This window comes from Shewanella sp. MTB7, assembly GCF_027571385.1.
Lineage (GTDB): Bacteria > Pseudomonadota > Gammaproteobacteria > Enterobacterales > Shewanellaceae > Shewanella.
Window position 1 is genome coordinate 5,589,186 of record NZ_CP085636.1, and the last position, 22,285, is coordinate 5,611,470.

Genomic DNA, 22,285 nt, shown 5'->3' on the forward strand with positions numbered 1-22,285 from the left:
TTTCAGCTTAAATCAACTGCCGTGCTTTAATGATGAAGTCTTTGAAAAATCATGTTGAGTTGAAGGTGAACTAATCTTGTAAAGTTCAGCTGGCTGATTTTTTTGAAATTGATATTCATTGCTCGCCGCTGCCGTTTTAGAAAAATCGTGTTGGCCAGATGATTGAGCTAACTGATTACCTGAAGCGGGTTTGTTTTGAGAAAAGTCATAGCTCGCTTGCGCTGCCACTGTTTTAGAAAAATCAGGCCTTTCTGCCAAAACAGATGTAGAAGCAAAGGCAAGTACTACTGATAAGGTCACGCTGGTTAACAACTTCATATAAAACTCCAATCTTATTGGCCACAAATTATTAACAACAGCTTAACGCAATTTACGGCGATGGTGAATAAACAAGTCGAACTTCATACAAAGTGTTACATTGTTAATACATTAAAATATAATATAAACATGTGATTACGATGACTTTGAACTATAAAAATAGTTCACCAAATGGGATGAGATTGGCATTTTTACGCAGAGATTATGATAGTAGTTTGAGACTACAATTTAGGCGCTAGATTGTAATCTCAAACTCCTAGACTCTAAGATCTAGGAGTGGTGCTTTCTTTAGATAGGTGATCCTGGCGGCGTGGTTAACGGCTCAGAGAGCAGTGTAAACTTAGGATCTTTCATCCCATCTTCCACACCTTGAGCTAACCAGGAAAAATGTGCCGCCTCATAGGCGCTAACACGTTTAACCTTACGCTTTAACTGCTTGAGTGTGGCGGCTAACCTGCCTGCTAACTGTGCTTTCACTTCAGGACGCGTCTGTTTGTTGTGATAGGCTGACAGCAATTCATCAATGATGACGGTGTTAACTCGCATCCAGACTCCGAGCGCTGCACCTGTCGGAATATCTTCATACAGGGTAGCCCCTAGCAACTTATCCACTAAAGCTGGCACTGAGATTTGTTCTTTATCATTCAGATAAGCTTGATTAACACGATTTAAACGCTCGGGTGTAAACAGTTGAATTAAGGTATGTCGGCTCAATACTTCAGCCATACCCAAGGGATCATTGATAACTCCGAGGCCAGAATCAAAGCTCTCACGACTGTTTTGATAGTTACCCGACTTAGGCACTAACGCCTCCTGCAAGGATTGCGATATCACTAACTGATCTGGAGATAAAGTCTTTAATAGTGCTTCTAGCGCATTGAGTTGCAGTTGTGGCGCTAGGTAGTGCCAGGCCTCACCATCTACCCCTGCACCATAACTGTAATCTGTCCCACCAATAAATTTAGCAGCAGCCTCTATCTGGTAACGAGTCAGCAGATAGATAGGCACGAAAGTATCACTCAACTCACCGATGGGCTGATCCTTAAGTAGGGCAAGATGAGAAAAATCGTTTATCGCTTGAGCGCGTACCTGTCCCAATCGAACCAATTCAGCGACGGGATCGCTGCCATTGTCCCACAAACTTGCATAGGCATTACTGGCACTCTTGGCGCGAGAATCCGCTTCGCCAATATAACGTAACCCTTTATTCTGGGCATTTTTCATCATAGCAGCAAGTTGCGTAGACTCCTCTGTGGCATCGGCATATTCAGCATAACCATATTCAACCACATATTTATCCCAAGCACCGACACCCACGCTATAGGGGGCTGAGATATCAATGTTACCATCGACTAACGCTATTTGAGGATGAGGATAATCCATCACAGAGGCGTTATTATTTGTCGATGCGGCAAAGTTATGATCAAAGCCTAACGTGTGTCCCACTTCATGAGCAGAAAGTTGGCGAATTCGATCTAAAGAGAGCTTCATTGCCGCCTCTTCTGCTGCCGCTCTGTCTTCCCATCCTGCGGTCAAACCACGCGCTATCAGATGATCCTGCCGCACACGCTGACTGCCTAAAGTGACATGACCCTTGATGATCTCGCCCGTCCTAGGATCGGTAACCGCGCTGCCATAAGACCAACCGCGTGTCGCACGATGCACCCATTGGATCATGTTGTAACGCACATCTTGTGGATCGGCATCTTCAGGTAATAGCTCAACCTTAAAACCATTGATGAAGCCCGCTTGAGTAAATGCTTCTTCCCACCAGCGAGCACCTTCAAGCAATGCACTGCGAATAGGTTCTGGCACACCGGGATCCAGATAATAGGTGATAGGGGTAATCACCTCACTAGGTGCTGTACCTGGCGTGACTTTTTGCAGACGATGACGCAAGAGGTGACGTTGGCGAATGTCTTCATTTACCTGAGTGCCGTAATCCAAATATTCATCTGAGAGGTAACCACTCATAGGGTGATAGTCCCGTGGAATGTAACCTTCATCGGGTAACTGAATAAACGAGTAACGCACTCGAACAGATAGATGATTAGCATCGGGGGTTACTTGAGCCACATCATCGCCGGCTTTTTTACTGTTAAATGAGAGAAGTACATCAACATCACTATTGCGCTCAAATGATTTAACTCCCTCAGGAATGATCAAGGATCGCTCTGCATCCAGTGTGTAATTGCCCTGTTTAGTTTCTTCAAGTCTCGATGAAATCCCGTGCAGATCATTGATAACCAGATCGTTAATCGCCACCAAGGGGCGTTTGCCATCCAGAATCTTACCGCGCCACAATACCGATTCAGCAAAGGCCTCTTTAACGGCACGAAGCTCTGCATTATTATCACTACTCGCCCGATACTGAGTGTTGAGTTGTTTCAATATAAGGTAAGGACCGTGGCGCTCAAACTGTACTAAACGGGTATAGCCTAACTGGCCACGATCGAGTCCGATGTCATTGGATCCAACACCATGGGGTAAACTGGTCAGCAGTAAAAATGGCTGGTTAAGTTTGTTCACTTCAAGATAGAGATCCCCTGAAGTATTCTCGTAGTAAAGATTAGAAAAACCTGTCGCCGCCTGGCTCTTTTTTATCAATGTGGCGGTATTGACTGGCGCGGCGATGACATTAACTACGGGCACTGACATCAGGGCAACTGCCAGCGCAATATTATAGGACTTCATTATATCTCCTTGAATAGGGTCACACAGCTCGATTATTTATTGTCGTTTTCAGCTGCATTCTTAAATAACATTATTCACTTGGATAGTGTGAAACACCACCCATTAATATGCTCCATGGTAACAGCAATCATCTCAGTCTCAAGTGCTATTATTTGCATGCTCTCTAAAACAATAGAGGGAAGATATTCCTAAGAATACTCCCCTCTATTAACGATTTAGATACTGACTTATCAGCCGCTAGCTCGCTTCATCTTTCTTCTTGATCCAATAACTTAAGGTATCGAACAACTCGCTCAATACTATCGGCTTCGTGATATGCGCATTCATGCCCGCCGCTAAGCTTTTCTCTCTGTCACCAGACATGGCATGGGCAGTCATCGCAATAACAGGAAGCTCTGACTGACTGTAATACTTACGCAACTCTCTCGTCGCTGTTAAGCCGTCCATGACGGGCATCTGAATATCCATCAACACGGCGTCATAATGTTTATCTTCAATCATATCTAAAGCAATTTGGCCATTATCAGCAACATCAACCTCATAACCCGCACTCTTTAACAGCTCTGTTGCCACTTGTTGATTAATAAAGTTGTCTTCTACTAGCAGCACGAGTCCCGAGACCTCATCCAACGCCTCTGTAATTAGCGCCGGCACTGGACTTAGCTTAGGCTTATTATCCACAAAGGCTGAGATTATCTCGTCAAACAGTGCTGATGCTTTAAACGGCTTTTGTAGCATGGCGTAGATATCAGACTTCTCGACATCCTCCTTCAATGGTTCTGCGGCATAACCCGTCATCATAATGATAATTGGCCGTTTATCCAGACGACCATCGGCCACCATGCGGTCCAGCTCCTCGATCACGGCAATACCGTCCATTTCAGGCATCATCCAGTCAAGCAACAACAGATCAACCGCACTTTTACTTAGTTTATAAATCGCCTCGGAGCCACTGGCAGCCGTATCGACTTCAAATTTAAAACCTTGCATTATGGTCGAATAAATCTGTAGTGCCGTCGGGTTATCATCCACAACCAAGGTTTTAAGATTGCCTAATTTAGCAGGAACGATCATAGGTTTAACTTCGGCTTCTTCGGCGATCCCAAAGCTAATAGTGAAACTGAAAGTGCTCCCTTCTCCCATTTCACTCTGCACTTGCATGGTGCCGCCCATCATTGACACTAAATGTTTACTGATAGAGAGGCCAAGACCTGTGCCACCGTATTTACGTGTCGTTGAACCATCAGCCTGTGAAAACGCATCAAATAGGTTCTCTTGCTGCTCCTTGCTTATTCCAATACCGGTATCGCGTACCCAAAACTTTAGCGTGATCCTATGATCCCGTTCTCCAACATCCTCACATCCCAGCTCAATCTCACCACTTTGAGTAAATTTAACCGCGTTAGAGAGCATATTGATCAGCACCTGACCCAGACGCAAAGGATCCCCTTCTAGAATTAAACCGGCTGTTACAGGTGCATAAAGCAGCAGTTCAACGCCCTTCTCTTGTGCCTTTAATGCATTGAGTTCCAAAGCATGATCAAGCACTTTATCTAATGGAAAAGAGACGCGCTCTAACTCCAACTTGCCAGCTTCGATCTTGGAGAAATCAAGAATGTCGTTGATGATCCTCAGCAGTGATTGAGCCGAGAAACCTGCTTTATCAATATAATCCTCTTGTTGAGGAGTCAGCGAGGTACGTTGTGCTAACTGCAACATGCCAATAATTGCATTCATCGGCGTGCGGATTTCATGACTCATGTTCGCCAAAAATTCACTCTTGTACAGATTTGCCGACTCTGCATCTTGTTTCGCCTCGAGCAACACCACTTCATTACTCTTATGACGGGTTATATCCTTATGGGTTCCTACCATACGTTTAGGCTGATTATTGGCAGTAAATTCAACCACTCGTCCACGGGACAGTAGCCAATGGTATTCACCACTCTTACCCTTCATGCGGAACTCTATATCGAAAGCGCCGATGGGATCAGCAAGGTACTCCTCACGATACTCCTCAACACGAAGTCGATCGTCAGGATGGATCAATGCATCTATGGTCGATACCAATGCCGGAAACTCATTACTCTTATAACCTAACATTGAGTAATAAGCCGGATTACAGATGATCTGTTCAGAGTCGAGGTACCAATCCCACAAACCATCTTCAACGGCATCCATCGCCAAATGATAACGCTCTTCAGACAATCTTAACTGCTCAGCCGACTCATACTCACGGGTCACATCGCGCCACACCGCAATCAAACCCAATAGTTCTCCACGCCGATTATAAAACGGTATCTTGAGTGTATCTAAGAGAACAGGTTTACCCGCTAACTCGACCTTCTCCTGATAACGCAGTGGTGTTCGCTCAGACAGAACTCGCTCATCTTCCGCCTTAATCCGCACCGATTGCTCTTCGGACGTGAGCTTGATGCTCTCCTGACCGATAATCTCACTCTCGGTATAACCCAACATACGTTCGGCCGACTTGTTACAGCCCAGGTATTTGCCCTCTTTATCCTTAAACACAATCGCTTCCGGAATAGAGTCAAGCAAAGACCGTAATAGTGCATACTCGCGCTCACGACGTTCGGTGGTTTCTTTAAGCCGCTCTGTTCGCCGCGCAACTAACTTATCCAGACGACGATTCTGTTCTGCTAAATGACGGGTATATTGCTGGTTCTCTTCAAAAATCCGGCTCACTAGTTGAAACCAAGGTTCCCAACCTAAGGTCATCTTCTCTGGCGGTTTTCTCGGCGTTTGTGAACAGCCCTCGAGGTGTGTCAGCAGTTGAGATGCCGGATTGACAAAGGAGCGACGAGTCTGCCAATGAACAATGGTCACCAACACCGACAGTGCCAATACCACTAAAATAAATGTCAGCTCCAACTTTTCCCAAGAGTCTTTAAACAGATCATCTTCTCTTTGAAGATATAGGAGTCGCCAAGGCACATTTTGTAAGGCGACTGAATTGATATAGTAACCGTTACGAATGATCCCCTCATGGGCATCGAACAACTCCGACTCGGGCAGCGAATGCAGTTCAGAGGGGATCTTCTGACTAATATGGTAAACACGTCCCATATCGGTACTGTCATCACCACTATGAGTGAGAATATTGTTCTTTTGATCGAGCAAAATCACAGTGCCTGGCATCTTAAAATAGAGGCGGATTTGTCTCGCCAACGATGACAAGGTCATATCTAAATTAATCGAACCGATAAACTCATCTTGCAGGTAGATAGGCACACCCAAAGTGGTTAATAGCTCTTTACTATTAGGATCGACATAGGCCGGACTCCAAAACACACTGCGTTGTGGGTTCATTGCTGGCGTGGCTAACTGAAATTGATTCTTGTTAAGCAGTTCTTCACGAAATCGTTGTTCATCTGCAGGCCAAGGATAGTAGGACATGATCCTTCGCTTTGAGATGTAGTAGATAGAGGAGGCCTTAGGTGCTGCTTCAGTCGCCACGGGGAAAGAGAGCGAGAGCTCAAATAGCATCTCTAACTCTTGATAGAATTTGTCACTGCGCCCATTGAGCGAACCGGATCCAGTGATCCGCCCCATATTAGTAAAAGGCTCACCTGTCTTGGCATAATTGGGTTCTAAGGTAAAATATTGGCCACTTTCATTGAACTTTTCATACTGGGGCAACCTATCGGTACGCACCAGTTCACCGAACCTTAAGTGATCGATAGCCACATTACGCAGACTTTTGACCGCGCGGATACTGGACTCTAACAGGAGGTCAACCTGCATAACGTGGCGCTCGACCTGTTCTTCTCTCTTATTCAGCAGCTGACTTTTTTCACGCTCTAAGTAAAACCAAGCCGTGATCAAGGCCATGATAATCACACCAATATAGGTATAAAAAACAGCCCGATTATAGTTTTTCTGTATCGGTGACTTCAGTTGAAGATCCGGCTCAGTCGCTTTCATTCTTGACCCTTGAGTAACACGAGACCACCTGGACACATCCCTGACCAGATCATAAAATTCAATACCAGTATAGTATCAGGAAGATAGCTGAATGGAACACACATTCTCTTGTTAGCGGTTAACCAAGCAGTAGGAGTAAATGAGCCGAATACAGTTTGTTTAAGCGTTAATAATTGCTTTACTTAATACCCAAACAGCTTAGGCATAAGCACTACAAACCAAATAACAATGATACAGATGTATCCCACAAAGTAAAAAGTAGGCTATCACTTTGAGATATTATACCAATCAGTATAAGAAGTTGATCTACTCAGAGTGTTTTTTGGCAAGCTAATTCAAGGCGGATGGATGACAGAATGGTTGTTCCCTTGTGAGTTCATTCAACGCAGAAATAGGCAGCCAAAAACACTCCTTACAGGCGAGTTTTAGCGGTTCTGATGCTGTGTTAACGAGCTTAACCGTAGAATAACTATGCTCTTCACTCGTTGCCTTGCCTCAGAAGCGCTAAACTCTCGCTGAGCGATCAAATCTTTATACTGATTGGTATTACTGAATTGTGTATCTCTAAGTGGCTTGAGAAATAAAAAGACCTCAACTTATAGAAAGTCAGAGGCCTAATAAAGGAAACGTTTAGCAAAAAAGAGTTACAGGTTCTCTTCAGCAAACTCAGCAAGACGAGAGCGAACCACGCCATTGAGGTAAATATTTGCACTGCCTTCGAAGTTTTTAAACCGCTCGACAATATAAGTTAGGCCAGACGTGACGGCGGTGAGATAGTTAGTATCAATCTGAGCTAAATTACCACTACAAATTAATTTAGTTCCCTCTCCCATACGTGTGATCATGGTCTTAATCTGCGATGCTGTCAGGTTTTGACACTCATCGAGGATAACCACTGAGTTCTGAATAGATCGACCCCGCATAAAGTTAATCGACTTAAACTGAATATTGGCCTTATCCATGATGTAGTTCATGCTGCCACTAGGATTAACATCATTTTTATGCAATACCTCTAAGGTGTCGGTGATCGCCGCAAGCCAAGGCGCCATCTTCTCCTCTTCGGTGCCAGGTAAAAATCCGATGGACTCAGCAATTTCAGGCGTGTTACGGGTCACGATAATCTTATCGTAGAGTCCACGTTCAACCACCATCTCAAGCGCTGCAGCTATCGCTAACAGCGTTTTACCACACCCCGCAGGACCCGTTAAAATCACCAAATCAATGTCCGGATCTAGCAGAGCCTGCATTGCCATACCTTGATAGATATTCTTAGGACGGATCCCCCAAGCATCTAGATTCAATAACCTGTCTTTACCTAGATCTAGCAGGTGCAGATCTGTGTCCGTTTTCTCTGTTACACGACCACAGAAATTGGAATCCTTATCCATCAGATATTGATTGACGTAAAAGTTCTCATCCCCGACCTCTGCAATAGGCACCGTATGCACGGTATGACGCCCTTGAGTTTCAGTGTTCACATGTTCTTTACGGTCCCAAAAGTTACCGTCGAATTGGTGAAAACCTTTGGTTAGGAAACGAATATCGTCGATAAGTTGATCCGTACGATAATCTTCAACCACTAATATACCTGCACCTTTGGCTTTTAAGCGCATATTGATATCTTTGGTCACTAAGACAACGGTACGGGGGTAGTGGATTTTTTGTAGGTGTAGCGCGGTATTGATGATGCGATTATCGTTATTATCCCCGGGAAGGGATGCTTGTGTCATCTCAAGTTGATGGTCAGGGAAGATGGCCAGAGATCCTGAAACATCACCATGATCTTCACGCCTTGGTAGCTTTACCCCTTGAACTATCTCCTCTGGGGTCGTGGTTCCTCCGAGAATATCCTCTAATGCTCTGATCGCCACTCGAGCATCTCGACTTACATCTCGTTTTCTGTCCTTAATCTGATCCAGCTCTTCCAGAACGGTCATCGGGACAACTACATCGTGCTCTTTAAATGAATAAATGGCTAAAGGTTCATGTAGTAATACATTGGTATCCAGTACAAACAACTTTCTGTCGTCTTGTTCCATGGCGCCTCCATAATTTCCATTAAACGCTTGTTGAAATACGGGTCGATATTCTCCTTGTTGTGTCAGTAAAAGATATTCATTTATCGCTTAACTATGATTCAAACCTACATTAGCCTAAGCCACTAAACAATTTAAATTTAATAAAATTAAATTGTTGGTAAAAAACTTTTCATAAAAATCCATACTCACACTATTACAGTATAGCTTCAATAACTTACTTGTGAGTTTCTTCTTTTAAACTTCGCTTACCTCTATGACAAATCAATGACAAACAGATGACAAATTGATTCCTCACGATCACGTCTGTATAATTGATCACCAACTATCGAGTCACTAGCGATGCTCATGACCAAGATTAGCGTTCGACATAAATACGCTTAATGTTATAACATACGCGCCCTTCGTGATTTACCCTGTAGATGAGAATATAAGTAATGCCCTTTTCCTTAGGTCAACGCTGGATAAGCGACACCGAATCTGAACTTGGTTTAGGTACTGTTGTTGCTGTGGAAGGCCGTATGGTCACTGTGATGTTTCCAGCAACTGATGATAACCGTATGTTCTCTCGAGCCGAAGCGCCGTTAACACGCGTTATTTTTAATCCGGGCGATAAAGCTGAGAGCCATGAAGGCTGGAGTTTGACCGTTAGTGAAGTTGAAGAGAAAGATAATCTTATTACCTATCATGGCATTCATTGTGAAACTGGTGAGCAAGTCAGCTTGCGAGAAACATTGCTGAACCACAATATTCGTTTTAACAAACCCCAAGACCGATTGTTTGCAGGTCAAATTGATCGCATGGAGCGTTTCGGCGTTCGTTACCAATGTCAGCAACTCAGAAATAAATTAGCGACATCGGATCTGCTCGGTCTACAAGGTCCGAGAGTTGGCCTTATTCCTCACCAGCAGTGGATAGCCCATGAAGTGGGTCGTCGATTTGCGCCACGAGTTTTACTCGCCGATGAAGTGGGTTTGGGCAAGACCATTGAAGCAGGCCTGATCATCCATCAACAACTGCTGACGGGTCGCGCCGAACGTGTTCTGGTTATTGTGCCAGATACGCTACGTCATCAGTGGTTAGTCGAAATGCTGCGTCGATTCAATCTAAAATTCTCAGTATTTGATGAAGATAGATGTGTCGAAGCCTATGCGGATAACGACAACCCATTCTACACCGAGCAACTTGTTATCTGCTCATTGGAGTTACTTCGTAAAAAGAGACGTTTAGATCAAGCCTTAGATGCCGATTGGGATCTGATGATTGTCGATGAAGCCCATCACCTTGAGTGGACTGAAGATGCGCCAAGCCGCGCTTATCGCATCATTGAAGCACTCTCTGAAGTCGTACCCGGCGTATTGCTATTAACCGCTACCCCGGATCAATTAGGCCATCAGAGTCATTTTGCTCGCCTGCGTTTGCTTGACCCCGATCGTTTCTATGATTACGACGCTTTCTTAAAAGAGGAAGCTAACTATGCCGATATCGCCACCACTGCAGATGCCCTAGCAGGAAATAAACCTCTACCACAAGAGCTTGTAGATAGCCTCAAAACACTTTTGTCTGAAAAAGATATCAGTGCTAGCCTTGAGCTAATTCAGGCCACTGACGGCGATGTAGACATGCAGCAAGCTGCTCGTGATGCTCTGTTACAGGATCTGCTGGACAGACACGGAACTGGACGCGTTCTTTATCGTAACAGTCGTGCTTCAGTTAAAGGCTTCCCTACCCGTATTTTCAATGGTTACCCACAGAAAGTGCCGACACAATATGTCACCGCTGCGCGTGTAGGCGCCATGATGAATGGCTATTTAGATACTGCTGGGAAAGTGAAACAAGCACTAAGCCCTGAAAAAATATACCAAGACTTTGAAAGTTCAAGTGCTAGCTGGTGGAAGTTTGATCCTCGCGTTGACTGGCTCATCGATTTCTTGAAAGAGAACCGTAGAGAGAAAGTGCTTATTATTGCCAGTCAGGCCGAAACAGCCCTTAGTCTGGAAGAGGCATTGCGCACCCGTGAAGGTATACAGGCTACCGTGTTCCACGAAGGGATGTCGATTATCGAACGAGATAAAGCTGGTGCATACTTCGCTCAGGAAACTGGCGGTGCTCAAGCCCTCATCTGCAGTGAAATTGGTTCTGAAGGCCGTAATTTCCAGTTTGCCAGTCATTTGATCCTGTTCGATCTGCCTCTAAATCCAGATCTACTCGAACAACGCATAGGTCGTCTGGATCGTATTGGACAGAATAACGATGTTTCGATCCATGTACCTTATCTAGAAAATACGGCACAAGAGTGCTTAATGCAGTGGTATCACAAAGGGCTTAATGCATTCGAACAGACCTGTCCAAGCGGCCATATTCTGTTTAACGAGTTTTCAGAATCACTTTATAATGTACTGATAAATCAAGACAAAGAAGCTTTAGATCAAATTTTAAGTGATACTCAAACTCGATATACTGAACTAAAATCAGCCATGGAGCAGGGGCGCGATAAGCTACTTGAGATTAACTCTCACGGCGGTGAACGAGCCAATAAGCTAGTACAACAGTTAGCTGCACGTGATGAGGATACCAACCTCATTGGCTCAGTGATCCGTTTATGGGACATTATCGGCGTCGATCAAGAGGACTGTGGCGAAAATGCTATCGTCCTACGTCCGAGTGAGCATATGATGTTTCCGACGTACCCAGGCCTGCCTGAAGATGGCATCACCGTCACTTTCGACAGAGAGATGGCGCTTTCCCGTGACGATATAGCTCTCATTACTCAGGAGCACCCTATTGTGCAAACGGGTCTGGATCTGATCACGTCATCGGAAACAGGCACCACGAGCGTAGCTGTGTTGAAAAACAAGTCGCTGCCAGCGGGAACTATCTTTCTCGAGTTGATTTACATGGCCGATGCATCCGCGCCTAAATCAAGCCAGCTATACCGTTATTTACCACCGACACCAGTGCGCGTTTTACTGGATAAAAATGGTAATAACTTAGCTGAAAACGTCAGTTATGACAGCTTCAATAAGCAACTCAGCGCGGTCAATCGTCATATTGCCAGTAAGCTTGTTAATGCGTCACAGAGCATTTTGCACCCACTGTTCGCTAAAGGTGAAGAGTTCGCAGCTATCGAGCTTAAAATGCTGGCCGATAGCGCTCGTATTAAGATGACTTCTCAACTTACAGGTGAGTTGGAACGTTTAGAGGCACTCAAAGCCGTTAATCCGAATATTCGTGATGAAGAGATAGAACATTTGCGACAGCAGATGAGCGAACTTAACACCTACTTGGATGGAGCGATTTTGCAGCTCGACGCTATACGCTTAATCTTGGTTAGTCACGCCTAACACTAGCTTCTAGTCCGTTTTATCTAAGCCCCTTAACTCATCGAGTTAAGGGGCTTATACCAATCAGTATAAAGATGTGATCGCTCAGCGAGAGTTTAGCGCTTCTGAGGCAAGGTCCTTAATTGCTCCTGCATTAATGACATTCACCACATCTGACCTCCAAGGATGGAGGAAATGTCTTAAGTATGTAGGGAACATACAAGACCATGTGGTTTGCAACGAGTGAGGAACATAGTTGTTCTACGTTTAAGCTCGTTAACACAGCATCGAATGCGCTAAAACCCGCCTGTAAGGAGTGTTTTTAGCTACCTACTTCTGCGTTGAATAAACTCACAAGGGAATAACCATTCTGTCATTCATTCGCCTTAAATTAGCTTACCAAAAAAACTCTGAGTAGATCACTTTCTTATACCGATTGGTATCGGTACCGACTATTACGTACTCTTGTTATACTCAACCCTATATTAACTGACTCACTATAAGAAATTCTTCGATGAAAGTAAGCCAAGCACTTCACTTCCTCTCCCAGTCCTCTTTCTTAATAGGAACCCTCCTACTCGTTGTTATTAGCACTCGCAGTTTGGCAGCAGAGCAAGTCACTAGTCATCCCAAATATAGCTACCTTGCAAGTGAAGAGGTCATCTCCATTGAAGTCGGTAAACAAAAATCTGAAGTATTAGTGCGCAGTTGGACAGGCAAGAAAAAACTCGGTGCAGCAATCCTCTTCTCCAACCCAGGCATGAATGCCGATTCAGCAGGGCTACAAGCATATTTAAGACGAGAACTGCCCCATACAGGCTGGGCGACTATCGCCATCACACCACCAAAAAGGGTTTCGACCCTAAATTTTGCCACTGCACCGGGAGATATTTCGAAACCAGGCGAGGGAAAATATAATCCAAACAATGGCGAACGCACTCCGCAATATTCGAAAGAGCAATGGATTAACATCCGAGAGAAACAAGAAACTTTCATTGCTGACACGATGAATCAACTCGATGAGATAGGGACACCCTATCCAGGGAAAAGGATACTTATCGCCACTGGTCAAGGGGCTGGGTTTGTCATCTCTATGTTAAGTAAAAATAGACTAACAAAGCCCGATGTCTTAGTCCTTATCAATCCTTTTATGAGCACGAAACATGAAAACCTTGAACTGCCTAAGTTGCTAGCAGAATTAGATATACCAGTACTTGATATCCAGTCGGCAGATGGTCATATTGCCTCCCAGGAGACCAAAGAAAATCGACGTTTACTTTCCCCTCAAAATGCCCCCTATCGCTACAGGCAGCAACGGATGCTATTAAACCTCAATCAGACTGAAGCATGGCAAACCTGTTTAGATTTAATCGAAGGGTTTGCTCACAGTATCAATAAAACCAAATTAGCTAGGTAAGCGAGCAGAATAGGGCTGCCAGCTAAACAATTACTTGTCTTTCGTTAACATCAACGAGAGAGCTACCAGTACGATAATTATCCCCATGTAGAGCAGTTCTAGCATACTCTGAGGTTTCATCTCGATAAAATAAGAGAAGAGCTTGATGATCAACATCATCAAGATAACCTTACCAAGTTTGCTCTTAAGCGAATCAATGCTGCTTATCACTAATATTTTCCCAGCCGCTTTGCTCTTTTCTGCAACCTCTAGATTATTGATAAAGAGCTCATAGAGTCCAAAAGCAAAAATCAGCAATACAGCACCAAGCAAGAAGGTATCTAAAATCTCCACCACCACCATGATCAGATCATTACGTATTTCATGACCGCCAGTAAAAATATAGACCCAAATAAGACCCAGCATATGAAGAACATCTTTCAATCCCATCACAAAGATGACAAATGCTGCGATGATACAAGCTAACACACCTAACATAACCGATAATCGGCTACTCCATAACATACGCTCGAACAGATTCCGCATTGGTAATTCCAAATTGATGACAAGTAAATTAACCTGATCTTAAAGGCAATTATAACCTTGACCACAATTAGATGGATAAAACGTGATCTACCTCATGCCACAGTAATGTTATTTCAAGTAGGCAACTAAGACCTATCGGCATCATGATCACCAACCGGACTGACGATCTCGATACTCGCTCTTACTCTCTGCTCCTTTTGCCTCCAGACTGTTTCTTTTAGCCGCAATGATTCTATTCTTCCCCATAAGTAACCTAATCTGACTAAAAGACTCACGGGATAACAACCGTCTAACACTGGCAGTCCAGCTCTTGTTGATACTCATCTTAATCGCAGCGTTCGCATCGGGTGAGGTATTGCTAATCTCGCAAGCAAGCTCTTGAGCTCGATCCATAGGGGAAGGAGAAATCTCGGTGACCAGGCCTTTATCTAATGACTCCTGCGCTGATAACACCTTAGCTGTCATGGTCAATAGCATGGCCTGATCTTTACCGACCAACTCCCTGAGTGATACTAAACCAGCCATATCAGGTACTAAGCCCCATTTAGCTTCCATAATTGACAACTTAGCTTCAGGAGACACGATACGAATATCAGCGCCCAACGCTATCTGCATTCCCCCTCCAAAACAGCAACCTTCAATAACCGCTATGACAGGGATCGGCAGGTTACGCCAACCATAGGAGACTCTTTGAGCTAAATTAGCGTTACCCGGCAACCACTTAAAAAGTAAACTAACAGCCTGAAAAGGTGAGTTCATGACACTTTTTACATCCAGACCCGAACTGAAGTTCCCTGCTGCTCCTGATAAAATGACCACTTTAATACTGCGATCTTTTTTTAGTTCTGAGATAACACCATCTAATTCTTTAAACATCTGAAAATTAAGCGCATTGCATTTATCAGGTCGTGATAAAATCACATGACCGATCCCATTTAATATTGTTAATTGAACAAGTTCCCTTGTCATACTCTCTCGCTTTCACTGGTCAGTCCAGAAAACAGGTTAACATAATTGATATGTTTAACTAATATAGATAACAAGAAAAGAAAGTTTGACTATCGTCAAAAAAATGACATTATAATTAAATCTTTGTAGTCATAGTGATAGACAATAGTGCACAAAAATCACAAACTGCTGGGAAGAGATGGTCTGTCATTACAAAATATTATATCTCTCTGAATTAAAAAACAATGACACTCACAATAGGTCATTTATGAGATTAAAATTAACTTGAACGCTAAAAAACAAATACTGCGATATTTTTCAACGATTGAACGGGCGAGTTCAGTAATAAGTGTTATCTTTGAATATATGGGCAGATTAGGATCTTAAAAGAAAAATGCCAACCCCAGTACTCATATGCGACGATTCAGCACTTGCCAGAAAGCAGATGGCCAGAACACTCCCTAAAGAGTGGGAAGTAGATATTACCTTTGCCACTAACGGTGCCGAAGGGATTGAAGCAATTAAAGCTGGTAAAGGCGAGGTGGTTTTTCTCGATCTGAATATGCCTGTCATGGATGGCTATGAGGTGCTTGAAATTATTCAAAAAGAGGACCTTCCCGCCCTTGTTATCGTCGTCTCTGGCGATATTCAAATCAAAGCTCATGAGAGAGTCAAAGCTTTGGGAGCCTTAGACTTTATCCAAAAGCCCGTCAGTGCCGACGCCATCAGCAACATTCTTCAGGAGTATGGCATCTTAACTGTCGCCATAGGTGAAGGTGTCGCCGATAGCCCAATGATCAAAGTTGATCTACGTGATGCTTGTCAAGAGATCGCCAATGTCGCCATGGGACGAGCTGCCGATCTGCTCGCAAAATTACTCGATGTGTTCGTACTATTACCCATACCTAATGTCAATGTACTCGAAGTCAGTGAGTTAACCATGACACTAAAGGCCACGGAGGAGCACAGCAAGGTATCAGCTCTCTGCCAAGGATTTATTGGTGCAGGCATCGCCGGGGAAGCCTTACTTCTGTTCCATGACTCTTCTTTTAAAGATATGGCTAAGTTAATGGGACTGGATAACCCTGAAGATACTAACACAGAGATGGAGGTGATGATCGATACTGGTAATGTATTGATTGGGGCCTTCTTGAATGGAATATCTGAACAACTGCATATGAAATTCAGTCAGAGTCATCCCGTCGTACTAGGTCGCCACTGTACGGTTAACGACCTCATTCATGACAATTCAGAGAAATGGTCTCGCACTTTAGCGATGGAAATAAACTACCGCATTGAAGATCATGATATTCAATGCGACCTTCTTCTACTGTTTACTGAAGACTCACTGCCGACGCTTAATTTTAAGCTCGGTTACTTGTTAGATTAAGTCGGATCATCTATGTCATATGACCAAAGCGCAATGAACGAACTCCACTGGCTGATCGATATGGTTCAGACCATTGAGGTTGGCTTGGTTGTCCTTGATAAGAACTTTGATATTCAGCTTTGGAATGGCTTTATGGAAAACCACAGCGGTGTCTCCCCCAACTCCATCAAGGGTGAAAACCTGTTTGAACAATTTGATTATCTTCCAGCTACTTGGCTAAAACAGAAGATGGAATCAGTATTCTTACTTAAAAATCGTGCCTTTATCAGCTGGGAACAACGCCCCTATATCTTCAAGTTTAAGAACTACCGTCCTATCACTGGTCGAGCCGACTTTATGTACCAGAATGTCACCTTGCTCCCTCTCTCTTCACTAACAGGGCAGATCACTCATATCAGTATGATCATTTACGATGTTACTGATGTGGCAATCAATAAACTGCAAATAAAAGGGGTGAATGAACGCCTAGAACATTTAAGCCAAACCGATGGCCTGACTCAGCTTAACAACCGAAGATACTGGCAACAATGCATGCAGAAAGAGTTTGATAGACATGCACGTTACGGTGATGAGACAACGCTGGTTATGTTTGATATCGACGACTTTAAAAAAGTAAATGATAACTATGGTCACAGCATCGGCGATAAAGTGATACAGCATATCTCTCACCTGTTAACGCAATCTTTGCGCGAGACTGATTGTGCAGGCCGATATGGTGGCGAAGAGTTTTCAGTGGTGCTTGCAAAAACCTCAGCAACAGATGCACTTCAATTTGCTGAACGATTAAGACATAAAATTGAAAACACACCGCTAATCTGTGAAGATCAAACAATTAGTGTCACGGTAAGTATTGGGATTTGTGATATTAAAGAGGAATTAAAAAACAGTGGTCAATGGTTAAGTTTTGCCGACGAAGCCCTGTATTCAGCTAAAGAGTCCGGACGAAATAAGTGTGTTATCTACAAACAAAAATAACGCTTTCATGTCAATAAACACCCAATAAAAATGCCCATTAAGATGGGCATTTTTATTGTTCGGATAAATCACTTATACCGATTAATGCAGTGGTTTTTTAACTTCCGCTTTGAATTGATCTTCTTCGAAGTCGTCATCTTCGTAGTCATCATCTTCAAACTCTTCTTCGCGGATCTCTTCACCATTTTCATCGATGAAATATGTTCCCCAACCGTCGTAATCCACTTTCTGTTTAGCTGCAATCAATAGAAGAGACTCACAAGCTTTATCCAGAAGTTCAACATCTAATTGATGATTTGCTATGGCATCGAAACAGTAGATCACCGAGCCATCTTCTAGCTCCATCTCTTCGGCATCACTCACTTCAAAACCAGCTTTGAATGCATCGACAGCGGCTTTTTCTAAACGATCAAAGTTGTTCGATGAAAAATGATGTTCAATTGTATACTCAGCACTCGTGTTAGAACCATCATCTAAGATAGCCGTAACAATCTCCTGATTTTCTTGCCTCTGCGCTTTAAGTAAACGATCAATTGACATAGATAACTCCAAATAAAAAAATCTGCAAAGATTATACACGATAAATAACTTTAAACTTAAAGATAGCGAGACAAAAAAGCCTCCAAAACTGGAGGCTATATTTAATCGCTATCGCTCAAAAGCAATAAGATCACTGGACGATGAATTACTTTACCATCAAAGCTGAAGCTTCTTGATCCAACTGAGTTAAACGAGTCGACATCATAGAATGAATACGCTTCGACAGCTCTTTTACCTGAGATTTAGCCAAACCTTTAGTTTCAATGGGCTCCATCATCTCAATGATAACCACACCATTATTCCAACGATTAAGTTTTATATGACTTTGATTAGAAGCCAGTACCGGCACCATAGCTACACCGGCTTCAATTGCGGTATGAAACGCACCTGATTTAAATGGCAATAGTCCCTTACCCCGAGAGCGAGTTCCTTCCGGAAATATCCAAATAGACAAGCACTTATCTTTGATTTTCTTGGCGGTTTGCGCCATCGTTTCAAAGGCTCTATTGCGATTTTTCCTATCAATAAGAATATTGCCAGACAACCAGTATATTTGGCCAAAAAATGGAACCCAAGCCAAGCTCTTCTTACCTAAACTGACCGTTCCCTTAGGTACAGCAGCCGTATGAGTAAACATATCGTAATTATTCTGGTGATTTGCCAGAAAAATACAAGGTTCCGTCGTTGCCACACTTGGCTTACGAACAATCACCTTAATACCTAATACAGGGGCTGCATAAGAGAAAATTTTAGCGAACATGTGTACATTGTCACGATGTCTAGGTCTTAATAAACAAACAAGACCGCCAAAAACAAATGCTAGCAGTAACATAACGGCTAAAACTAACGTTCTGAAGATTAAAAGCACAACTTACTCCCTTAGTACCAATGGCGACAGTATAGCCAGCAAGATGATACGACTCAATAAAATGTTGCTTCACCAACTTAAATTATTAGCTTAGTGATACACTTGTAGCCTGAACACATCTACCCAAGCAATGAGGGAGTTTAGTAGAACAACATTAACTCTATTTTAATTCTGGGTTAATTTACCTTTCTTTACGCCACCATTAAATCTCATTAATTTGCTAAGCACCAACCTGCTCATGATTGCACTCACTGCCAACGTCGTCACAATTGCAGCACCACTTGGGAGGTCAAAACAAGCTGAAAGAATAAGCCCGAGTATGTAACCAACCAGACCAACTAAATATGCTACGGGTAACCTGTATTTTTTCCTGCATTTATTGACGGCTAATGCTGGCAATATCAAAGTACTGAACACCAGATAAACACCTACCAACTCAACTGAAAGCGTGATGACTAGCGCAAACATGATATAGAAACCTCTACCATCAAGCAGTGCGGGTTTCAGGTAGATCAAACTCAAGATACACACAGAAACAACAGCAGGCAGTGTCAGTTGCGACCAATTGACCCATAGGATCTGGCCCGACATCAACTGCTTCAACATCTCAGCACCATGGGGATCATTAGAGAGCATCAACATAGCAGCGACTGCCGCTAAAACATAAAAGCACCCGATAATGGCTTCTAGTTCATCAGCCATTATTTTCGACAGCCAAGCAATAAAACCTGCGCCAGCAAGCGCAAACAGTGCGGGCATCCACACATTAGAAAATGGCAGATGCTCAATGTCATGATTAAGGTGAGCCACAATAGCACCTAAAGCAGCGACTTGGGCAATCGCCAGATCAATAAAAATGATGCCGCGTTTTAGTACCTGTTGACCAAGCACTACATGAGTAGACAAGACAAGAACACCAGCAATAAAAGCAGGAAATAAAATGGAGAGTAAATCAGTATCAAACATCATTAATACTCTTTAGTAGATAGAAATAAGTATTGCCCCGACTAGAGACAATACTGTCGCGAAGAGTCTATTAGCTGGTTTGATACTGAAGCAACAGATCAATAACATTATCGTATAGGCTAAACAGATCTTGGCTCTGATCATTTCCTCCTACAGACATAGGTAAGATCTGTACGGGTAAGTTCGCACGCTCACCTAACCACTCTGCCCCTCGCTCGCTCTGATAAGACGCCACAATGATCGCCATAATGTCACCGGTTTCAGCACGCTTAAGCAAGCTTGCCAGATGACTACTACTTGGCGGTAAACCCGGTTTAGGCTCAAGATCTCCAACCTGCTCTATTCCAATCCAATCAAACAGATAACGGAAGCTAGAGTGATATGCAATCACCTTTTTCCCCTTTAACGGTGCAGCTTTAGCTTGCCATTGAGGGATTGCTTGAGCCCATTTACCACTAAATTCGCTTAAGGCGGTTTGATATCGCTCAGGTGAAGCTGGATCGAGTGAGATAAGTTTAGCGGTCAAGGCCTCTGCCACCTTTAAAATCCTCTGTGGAGAAAAATGCAGATGTGGATTCCCCTGAGCATGTACGTCACCCATGCTACGATCGACTGACTCAAGTTTATCTAAGGTATTTACATGCTCAGCAGCAAAAAATAATCCTTGATCGGTTGAACGCACCTTGGCATTAGACGATTTCATCTGCAGCATCGGCAGCCAACCAACTTCGAGGTCTGCACCGGCGCAAATAACAAGATCTGCTTGGCGCATCTTCGCGATTAAACTAGGTCTTGCCTGAACTTGATGTGGGTCTTGCATCGCGGTCGTAGCCGAATATATTTTAGCGTCAGGCGCTAACTCTTTCGCCAATGCCGCATATTCAGGCTCACAAGCAAAAATGTTGAATTCGGCATTAGCCAAGCTTGAATAGCCTACGGTTAACGCAAGCGCCACTATTTTAGCGAGATTAGAATTGATGCGCACCGTGAGCCCCCAAAGTCATAACATACTGAAGTGTGATGACGTTATCGTCTTTAATACCGTCAAAATTGGTTCCTTGCTGATTGGTATATTGCAGTCGAACCGTTGAAAAATGGCTGTGATGCCAAGCTAAACTCACTTCAGCTTCTTGCAGTTTCTGAGGGTCGAAGTGATCACCGTGCAGCTCTTGAGTATCAACTTCGCCATAACGTAAACCCGCAGACCAATTGGGTGATAGTTGATACACACCACTTAAATACCAGCCAAGTTGATCATCAGTCGCCGGAGCCAACAAATGTTCACGCTCGTCTAACGGAGTAAAATCTGTGACCTTAAAATACTCACCACTCAAGGTAAAATGCTGATATTTATAGTTACCATTTGGCGCCCACTTATAGACAAAATCAGCAATATAGGTATTTTCACCTGTGTATTGTGCACTGTGGCTATGTTCATGTCCGTCACTCTCCTCTTCGTGTTCTGTATGCTCATCAGCAGTCATTCGGCCATTTTGGTTACGCATATAGCTTAACCCTGCCTGCCAAGAGCCATTAGCACCCACGTCGCCACCAAACTTGGAATAAGCTGTGTAAACACCAATCTCTTTATATTCACGTTCATTATGCTCATCGGCCGCACGCATACTGTCGCCTTTAAAGGCTTCAATCCCCATAGCCCAATAGAGATCCGTTGGCGCCACATAATTCAAACGCACACCGTCATCAAAATAATGACTGCCTAAAAAAGCCCGATAAACCGCTGGCCTGTCAGCAAAAGCGTCGGTATGAACATGTTGGTTATTGAGGTAACCCACATCAGATAAGAAGCGACCTGCTCGCAGCGAGAATCCAGCAGGCATGGCCAATGTTTGAATGAATGCCTCTTCGATACCCAGTTCAGTTTCACCTTCATGTATTTCAACAACGGCGGTTAATTTGCCGTAAAACATGTCGTCGATATTCGCGCTCAGTGCCACTTCTGTATGGCCCAGGCCAAAACCTTCGACGCGCTCCGCCATTGGACGTTCGGTATTTTGATAATAACCATCAAGTACGGCACTGATAGCCGGATTTGTCAGGGTGGGCTTTTCTGCAAAAGCAGAAGTAGAAATCAGCGCACAGGCCGCAGCCACGTGTGATACGCGGAAATTAGTCACTTTCATTTTTTTCTCCAAAATACAGCGGTTCACAGCTACTTATAGTAACTGTGAACAAAATCAAAAACTTAAAAAAGATAAAAACTTGATTTAGGTGATTTATTTAATATCAATCTACGCAGTGATGTTGAATATTTAGATCTATAATGCCAACGGCTTAAATCAAAAATAGCAGTAATTCAGATAGAATTACCCTCTGTTT

Annotated in this window: 15 protein-coding genes; 4 read left to right on the plus strand and 11 right to left on the minus strand. The window is 43.5% G+C overall.

The window, feature by feature from the left end:
* Window positions 1–12 precede the first annotated feature (12 nt).
* The 4 genes from HWQ47_RS24400 to HWQ47_RS24415 form a co-directional block, all read right to left on the minus strand.
* Window positions 13–318, minus strand: a complete 306-nt coding sequence (locus HWQ47_RS24400) for a hypothetical protein (protein WP_269968565.1) — start codon at window positions 316–318, stop codon at window positions 13–15.
* A gap of 288 nt (window positions 319–606) precedes the next feature.
* A complete protein-coding gene (locus HWQ47_RS24405) occupies window positions 607–3,012 on the minus strand; it encodes a zinc-dependent metalloprotease (protein WP_269968566.1) in 2,406 nt (801 codons plus the stop codon).
* Between the two features lie 237 nt (window positions 3,013–3,249).
* On the minus strand, window positions 3,250–6,957 hold the full coding sequence (locus HWQ47_RS24410; protein ID WP_269968567.1) for a response regulator: 3,708 nt from the start codon (window positions 6,955–6,957) through the stop codon (window positions 3,250–3,252).
* A gap of 644 nt (window positions 6,958–7,601) precedes the next feature.
* Window positions 7,602–8,996 (minus strand): PhoH family protein, encoded by a 1,395-nt coding sequence (locus HWQ47_RS24415; protein WP_269968568.1) that lies wholly within the window; start codon window positions 8,994–8,996, stop codon window positions 7,602–7,604.
* Window positions 8,997–9,430: 434 nt separating this feature from the next.
* Between HWQ47_RS24415 and rapA the strand changes: the two genes are divergently transcribed.
* Both rapA and HWQ47_RS24425 read left to right on the plus strand, forming a co-directional pair.
* Window positions 9,431–12,337 carry an RNA polymerase-associated protein RapA gene (gene rapA / locus HWQ47_RS24420; RefSeq protein ID WP_269968569.1) on the plus strand — a complete coding sequence of 969 codons (2,907 nt, stop codon included), beginning with the start codon at window positions 9,431–9,433 and terminating at the stop codon, window positions 12,335–12,337.
* A 493-nt stretch (window positions 12,338–12,830) separates the two neighbouring features.
* Window positions 12,831–13,733, plus strand: coding sequence for a DUF3530 family protein (locus HWQ47_RS24425; RefSeq protein ID WP_269968570.1), 903 nt, complete (start codon window positions 12,831–12,833; stop codon window positions 13,731–13,733).
* A gap of 30 nt (window positions 13,734–13,763) precedes the next feature.
* On the opposite strand, the gene HWQ47_RS24430 is transcribed toward HWQ47_RS24425, so the two are convergent.
* Together HWQ47_RS24430 and HWQ47_RS24435 are read right to left on the minus strand one after the other, a co-directional pair.
* Window positions 13,764–14,258 carry a YqhA family protein gene (locus tag HWQ47_RS24430; protein ID WP_269968571.1) on the minus strand — a complete coding sequence of 165 codons (495 nt, stop codon included), beginning with the start codon at window positions 14,256–14,258 and terminating at the stop codon, window positions 13,764–13,766.
* 147 nt (window positions 14,259–14,405) lie between these two features.
* On the minus strand, window positions 14,406–15,227 hold the full coding sequence (locus HWQ47_RS24435) for a crotonase/enoyl-CoA hydratase family protein (RefSeq protein WP_269968572.1): 822 nt from the start codon (window positions 15,225–15,227) through the stop codon (window positions 14,406–14,408).
* A gap of 373 nt (window positions 15,228–15,600) precedes the next feature.
* Between HWQ47_RS24435 and HWQ47_RS24440 the strand changes: the two genes are divergently transcribed.
* Together HWQ47_RS24440 and HWQ47_RS24445 are read left to right on the plus strand one after the other, a co-directional pair.
* A complete protein-coding gene (locus tag HWQ47_RS24440; protein WP_269968573.1) occupies window positions 15,601–16,596 on the plus strand; it encodes a response regulator in 996 nt (331 codons plus the stop codon).
* 12 nt (window positions 16,597–16,608) lie between these two features.
* Window positions 16,609–17,571 (plus strand): GGDEF domain-containing protein, encoded by a 963-nt coding sequence (locus HWQ47_RS24445; RefSeq protein ID WP_269968574.1) that lies wholly within the window; start codon window positions 16,609–16,611, stop codon window positions 17,569–17,571.
* An 81-nt stretch (window positions 17,572–17,652) separates the two neighbouring features.
* On the opposite strand, the gene rraB is transcribed toward HWQ47_RS24445, so the two are convergent.
* The 5 genes from rraB to HWQ47_RS24470 form a co-directional block, all read right to left on the minus strand.
* The gene (rraB, locus tag HWQ47_RS24450) at window positions 17,653–18,111 is read right to left on the minus strand and encodes a ribonuclease E inhibitor RraB (protein WP_269968575.1); all 459 of its coding nucleotides are present in this window, start codon (window positions 18,109–18,111) and stop codon (window positions 17,653–17,655) included.
* Between the two features lie 145 nt (window positions 18,112–18,256).
* A complete protein-coding gene (locus HWQ47_RS24455; protein WP_269968576.1) occupies window positions 18,257–18,979 on the minus strand; it encodes a 1-acylglycerol-3-phosphate O-acyltransferase in 723 nt (240 codons plus the stop codon).
* A 165-nt stretch (window positions 18,980–19,144) separates the two neighbouring features.
* Window positions 19,145–19,945 carry a metal ABC transporter permease gene (locus tag HWQ47_RS24460; RefSeq protein ID WP_269971851.1) on the minus strand — a complete coding sequence of 267 codons (801 nt, stop codon included), beginning with the start codon at window positions 19,943–19,945 and terminating at the stop codon, window positions 19,145–19,147.
* Window positions 19,946–20,015: 70 nt separating this feature from the next.
* Window positions 20,016–20,930 carry a metal ABC transporter solute-binding protein, Zn/Mn family gene (locus HWQ47_RS24465; protein WP_269968577.1) on the minus strand — a complete coding sequence of 305 codons (915 nt, stop codon included), beginning with the start codon at window positions 20,928–20,930 and terminating at the stop codon, window positions 20,016–20,018.
* Complete coding sequence (locus tag HWQ47_RS24470; RefSeq protein WP_269968578.1) at window positions 20,914–22,089, minus strand: hypothetical protein; 1,176 nt, start codon at window positions 22,087–22,089, stop codon at window positions 20,914–20,916. The genes HWQ47_RS24465 and HWQ47_RS24470 overlap by 17 nt, the downstream gene beginning before the upstream one ends.
* Between the last annotated feature and the right edge of the window lie 196 nt (window positions 22,090–22,285).